A 4,652-nucleotide genomic window follows, 5' to 3' on the forward strand; every position below is an offset into this window, starting at 1 on the left:
CGCGCCCCGGGAACAGCCGGGCCGGGGTGTTTTTTCACACCGTTGGGGCGACCCCCCCCCCCCGGGGGGGGGGGGCGGCGACGGTGGCGCGCGGGAACGGTCAGCCGCCGAGGGCGGCGCGCAGGCGGCGTTCGTCGACCCGCCAGAAGTCGTGCTGGCGGCCGTCGATCAGGGTCACCGGGATCTGCTCCCAGTAGCGCCGGTACAACTCCTCGTCCTGGGTGATGTCCTTCTCCTCGAAGGTCGCGCCCAGCTCGCCCGCCACCCGGACGATCACCTCCCGGGCGTCGTCGCACAGGTGGCAGCCGGGCTTGCCGACCAGGGTCACGGTGCGGTCGGCCGGCGCGGGCTTCGGGCTCTTGTCACGTCGCAGCAGTGGGCTCACCCGGCCATTGTCCGCCCGCCCGGCGGCCGCCCCAGCGGGGCCCGGGACCGCCCGGTGTTCACCGCGCGGGCACGGCGCCGTCACGGCCGCCGCGCGCCCGGCTGGCTATGCTCGATGACATGGCCGTGCTCCGAAGGCTCACCCAGGCGAAGCGTTCCACCACCGAGCGGAGCGCCTTGGCGGGCGAGGCTGCCGCCGAGGCGGCGGCAGCTGCGCTACAGGCCGAGCCGGAGCCGGCCACCGCCCCCGCGGAGAGCACCGCGCCCACCGAGAGCACCGCTCCGACCGAGAGCTCCACCGAGAGCTCCACCGAGAGCGCCGCGCCCGCCGCGGGCAGGCCCGGCAAGGCACCCAAGGCCCCGGCCGAGAACCACACCCCCGAGCCGGGCGACCCGCGCGCCGCCGCGTTCTTCGACTGCGACAACACCATCCTGCGCGGGGCCGCGATCTTCTACCTCGGGGTCGGCCTCTACCGGCGCGGCTTCCTCACCCGCCGCGACATCGCCCGGTTCGCCTGGCAGCAGGCCTGGTTCCGGCTGAACGGCGCCGAGGACCCGGAGCACATCTCGGACGCCCAGCACACCGCGCTCGGCCTGGTCGCCGGGAAGCGCACCGCCGACCTGGAGGCGATCTGCGAGGAGGTCTTCGAGCAGGTCGTGGCCGACAAGATCTGGCCCGGCACCCGCGCCCTGGTCCAGATGCACCTGGACGCCGGCCAGCGGGTCTGGCTGGTCACCGCCGCCCCGCTGGAGGTGGCCCGGGTGATCGCCCGCCGGCTCGGCATGACCGGCGCCCTGGGCACCGTCGCCGAGGCCGACGGCGGCCTGTACACCGGCCGGCTGGTCGGCGAGCTGCTGCACGGCCCGGCCAAGGCGGCCGCGGTGCACGCGCTGGCCCGGCACGAGCGGCTGGACCTCGACCGCTGCGCCGCGTACAGCGACTCGGCCAACGACATCCCGATGCTCTCGCTGGTCGGCCACCCGTACGTGGTGAACCCGGACGGCGCGCTGCGCCGCCACGCCCGGGCCCAGGGCTGGCGGGTGCGGGACTTCCGGACCGGCCGGAAGGCGGCCCGGGTGGGGCTGCCGGCGGCGGCCGCGCTCGGGGTGCTCGCGGGTGCGGCGGCCGCCGGGGTGGCCCTGAACCGCCGCCGCCGCTGCGCCTGACGGGCTCCCGCCACCCCCGGTCGCGCCCCCGCCGCCGGGCTTGTCCGCGCCCTCCCCACGGCCTTCCCGCGCGGGTGGCCGGCCGTCAACCAGGCCTCTGACCTGGCCCCTCGTACGGGCGAACTCCCGTTTCCGGTACGGCTTTCCGGCCCAATGAGCGAACCTGTCAGCCGGTGACCGGTTCTGATCGTTCGCCAGACCGGGAAAGTCGGGGGTTGCCAGGCCTCAAGACTGGGAAACCACCGGCCGGACCGCCGAATTGGTCACCCTGGGCGCCCGAACGGTCACGTTGAGCCGGATGAACGATGGCAGGTCCGGTCAGAGTCAGCCGAATATGCGCGATAAATGGATCCCAAACGACCACTTCGACCACACGGTGTAGCTGTCATTGCACAAAGCGTTATTCTCTCCTGGATGCACGTCACCCACGCGCCCCGCTCGAACGGGCGGCGCGGGAGTGCTCTCCGCGCAGGCGGAGGTGATCCGTCCACAGTTCTGCCTCTGGGAGTCCCGTGTACCCACCCGTCCGGAACGACGCGCCTGCACCCTCCCGCCCGTCGTCCGCGCCCCTGCGCCCCCACACCGGCCTCCGCGGCCGCCCCGTCGCCGACCGGCAGATCTCCACCGGCCTGGACCTGCTGCGCAACCTGCTCCGCAGCCAGCTCGCCGCCTCGCCCCAACTCGTGCCCGCCGGCGCCCCGTTCGGCCACCCGCACGGCTCCGGCCTGGCACTGCGCACCACCGCCGCCGGCTCCACCGGCACCGGCTCGCGCGGCCGCACCGGCAGCACCGGCGTCGGCCGCGGCCGCGCCCGGACCGCGCCGAGCCCCGGCTACGAGACCGAGCACAACCCGATCATGGAGCTGGTCGAGCGGGCCCAGGCCGGCGAGAGCGAGGCCTTCGGCCGGCTCTACGACCACTACGCGGACACCGTCTACCGCTACATCTACTACCGGGTCGGCAGCCGGGCCACCGCCGAGGACCTCACCAGCGAGACGTTCCTGCGCGCGCTGCGCCGGATCGGCACCTTCACCTGGCAGGGCCGGGACTTCGGCGCCTGGCTGGTGACCATCGCCCGCAACCTGGTCGCCGACCACTTCAAGTCCAGCCGCTTCCGGCTGGAGGTGACCACCGGCGAGATGCTCGACTCCAACGAGTGCGAGCGCAGCCCTGAGGAGTCGGTGCTGGAGTCGCTCTCCAACGCCGCCCTGCTGGACGCGGTGCACCGGCTCAACCCGCAGCAGCAGGAGTGCGTGACGCTCCGCTTCCTCCAGGGGCTCTCGGTGGCCGAGACCGCGCGGATCATGGGCAAGAACGAGGGTGCCATCAAGACCCTCCAGTACCGCGCCGTCCGCACCCTGGCCCGGCTGCTGCCGCCGGACGCCCGGTGAGGCCGCGGTGACCGGGGGAGGCATAGCCGGCGGGCGGCCCGACGGGCCGTCACCATCCGTACCCGACCGACACGTCCGGGTGAACGGTCGATCCGATGATCAGCCGTGCGTAACCCACCGCCCACACCACTCGTTGGCCAGCGTGCAAGTCCCCACCAGGCGTACGGTCAAGCCGAATTGCGACCTGTCACCCGATGGAGTGGCTTTGGCCCGCCGAGGCAACCGTCCGGCAGGCCGGGGTGTCGACAACGACGAAGGGAGGTGTGGCCCGTGACGGCAAACGTGCTGGAGCACCGACGGGCGAAGGCCTTCGCCGAGGCGCTGGAGGCCCACCGGGCGGAGCAGCGCGGCGCAGCGGACGCCGAATCGGCCAACACCGCTGCCACCGGCGCCGGTTCGGTCGCGATGGCCCAACTGGTCGGCCTGACCGACGCACTGGGCGCGATGCCCGGACCAGCGCTGGACCCGGAGGTACGGACCGTCCAACGCGCGCAGCTGATGGCCGCGTTCGAGCAGGCCTTCGCCGGCGGACCGGGCGCCACAGTGCCCCGCCAACGCCGGCACCGGGCCATCCGGACGGCGCCGCGCGGCCGCTGGAGCCGCCGGTTCGCGATCGGCGGACTGGTCGCCGGACTGGCCGTCGGCAGCCTCGCCGGCGCCGCCGCCGCCAGCTCCAACGCCCTCCCCGGGGACACGCTGTACGGCATGAAGCGCGGCCTCGAAGGGCTCAGGCTCGACCTGGCGGACACCGACTCCGAGCGCGGCGAACTGCTGCTCGACAACGCCGCCACCAGGCTCGGCGAGGCCAAGACCCTGGTCGGCCACCCCGGCCCGGCCACCGGGCTCAGCCCGGGCACCGTCGAACGGGTCCGCCGCGCGCTGGACGACATGCACGCCGACGCCATCAAGGGCCGCGAGCTGCTCCGCTCGGTCTACCGCAGCAACGGCTCGCTCGGCCCGATGCGCGCCCTGGCCGGCTTCGCCCAGGGCGAGGACGGCCGCTGGACCGAACTGGCGGGCCAGCTGCCCGTCCAGCTCACCCAGCAGGCCCACCTGGTCGACCAGCTCTTCGACGACATAAGCGAGGACGTCGCGCCCCTGCGCCTGGCCCAGCCCACCGCCAAGAGCGGTGGCCCGGCCGGCACCGGAGCGGGCGGCGACACGGCCGGCCCGGCCACCGGCGGCGCCCCCGCCGACACCCCGGCGAACGGCTCCGGCACCGCGCCCGGCGAACGCCCGGCCCAGGGTGGCGGCACCGGCGCGACCAGCGGCGGCAACAACCGCCCCGGCGGCACCGAGCGGGCCCCCGCCAGTACCGGCTCCAGCACGCCCGGCGGCATCGGCGCCAAGGGCGGCGGCCTGCCCAGCACCCTGCCCAGCAGCGCGCCGGACGCCGTCAACGGGCTCGTCGGGGACCTCACCAGCGGGCTCACCGGCGGCAAGACCTCGCCGAGCGCCGTCCCGGCCCCGCCGCAGGCACCGCAGCAGCCCTCCGGCACGCCCAGCGCCCCGGCCGCCGGCCAGCCGCAGGGCGTCGAGGTGCCCCCGCTGATCCCGGGCCTGCTGCCCGGGCTGCGGCTCCTCGGCGGCTGACCGGCGGCCGACCGGACGACGCAGGGCCCCGGGGGGGCGCGGGGGTTGGGGGGGGCCCGGGGGCGCGGGCCGCCCCCCGCGGGGGGGCGGGGCCCCGGGGGCGCGGGCGGGGCCCCC

At 75.5% G+C, this 4,652-nt stretch carries 4 protein-coding genes; 3 read left to right on the plus strand and 1 reads right to left on the minus strand.

Going from position 1 to position 4,652, the window contains the following annotated elements:
• Nucleotides 1–100: 100 nt before the first annotated feature.
• On the minus strand, nucleotides 101–385 hold the full coding sequence (locus ACFV61_RS10250) for a glutaredoxin family protein (protein WP_063348853.1): 285 nt from the start codon (nucleotides 383–385) through the stop codon (nucleotides 101–103).
• A 119-nt stretch (nucleotides 386–504) separates the two neighbouring features.
• Between ACFV61_RS10250 and ACFV61_RS10255 the strand changes: the two genes are divergently transcribed.
• The 3 genes from ACFV61_RS10255 (at nucleotide 505) to ACFV61_RS10265 (ending at nucleotide 4,535) form a co-directional block, all read left to right on the plus strand.
• Nucleotides 505–1,551, plus strand: coding sequence for an HAD-IB family hydrolase (locus tag ACFV61_RS10255; RefSeq protein WP_380491043.1), 1,047 nt, complete (start codon nucleotides 505–507; stop codon nucleotides 1,549–1,551).
• Between the two features lie 569 nt (nucleotides 1,552–2,120).
• Nucleotides 2,121–2,942 (plus strand): ECF subfamily RNA polymerase sigma factor, BldN family, encoded by an 822-nt coding sequence (locus tag ACFV61_RS10260; protein ID WP_380491047.1) that lies wholly within the window; start codon nucleotides 2,121–2,123, stop codon nucleotides 2,940–2,942.
• A 270-nt stretch (nucleotides 2,943–3,212) separates the two neighbouring features.
• The gene (locus ACFV61_RS10265) at nucleotides 3,213–4,535 is read left to right on the plus strand and encodes a DUF5667 domain-containing protein (RefSeq protein ID WP_380491045.1); all 1,323 of its coding nucleotides are present in this window, start codon (nucleotides 3,213–3,215) and stop codon (nucleotides 4,533–4,535) included.
• Nucleotides 4,536–4,652: the final 117 nt, after the last annotated feature.

This window comes from Kitasatospora sp. NPDC059817, assembly GCF_042731835.1.
In the GTDB taxonomy this organism is placed as follows: Bacteria; Actinomycetota; Actinomycetes; order Streptomycetales; family Streptomycetaceae; genus Kitasatospora.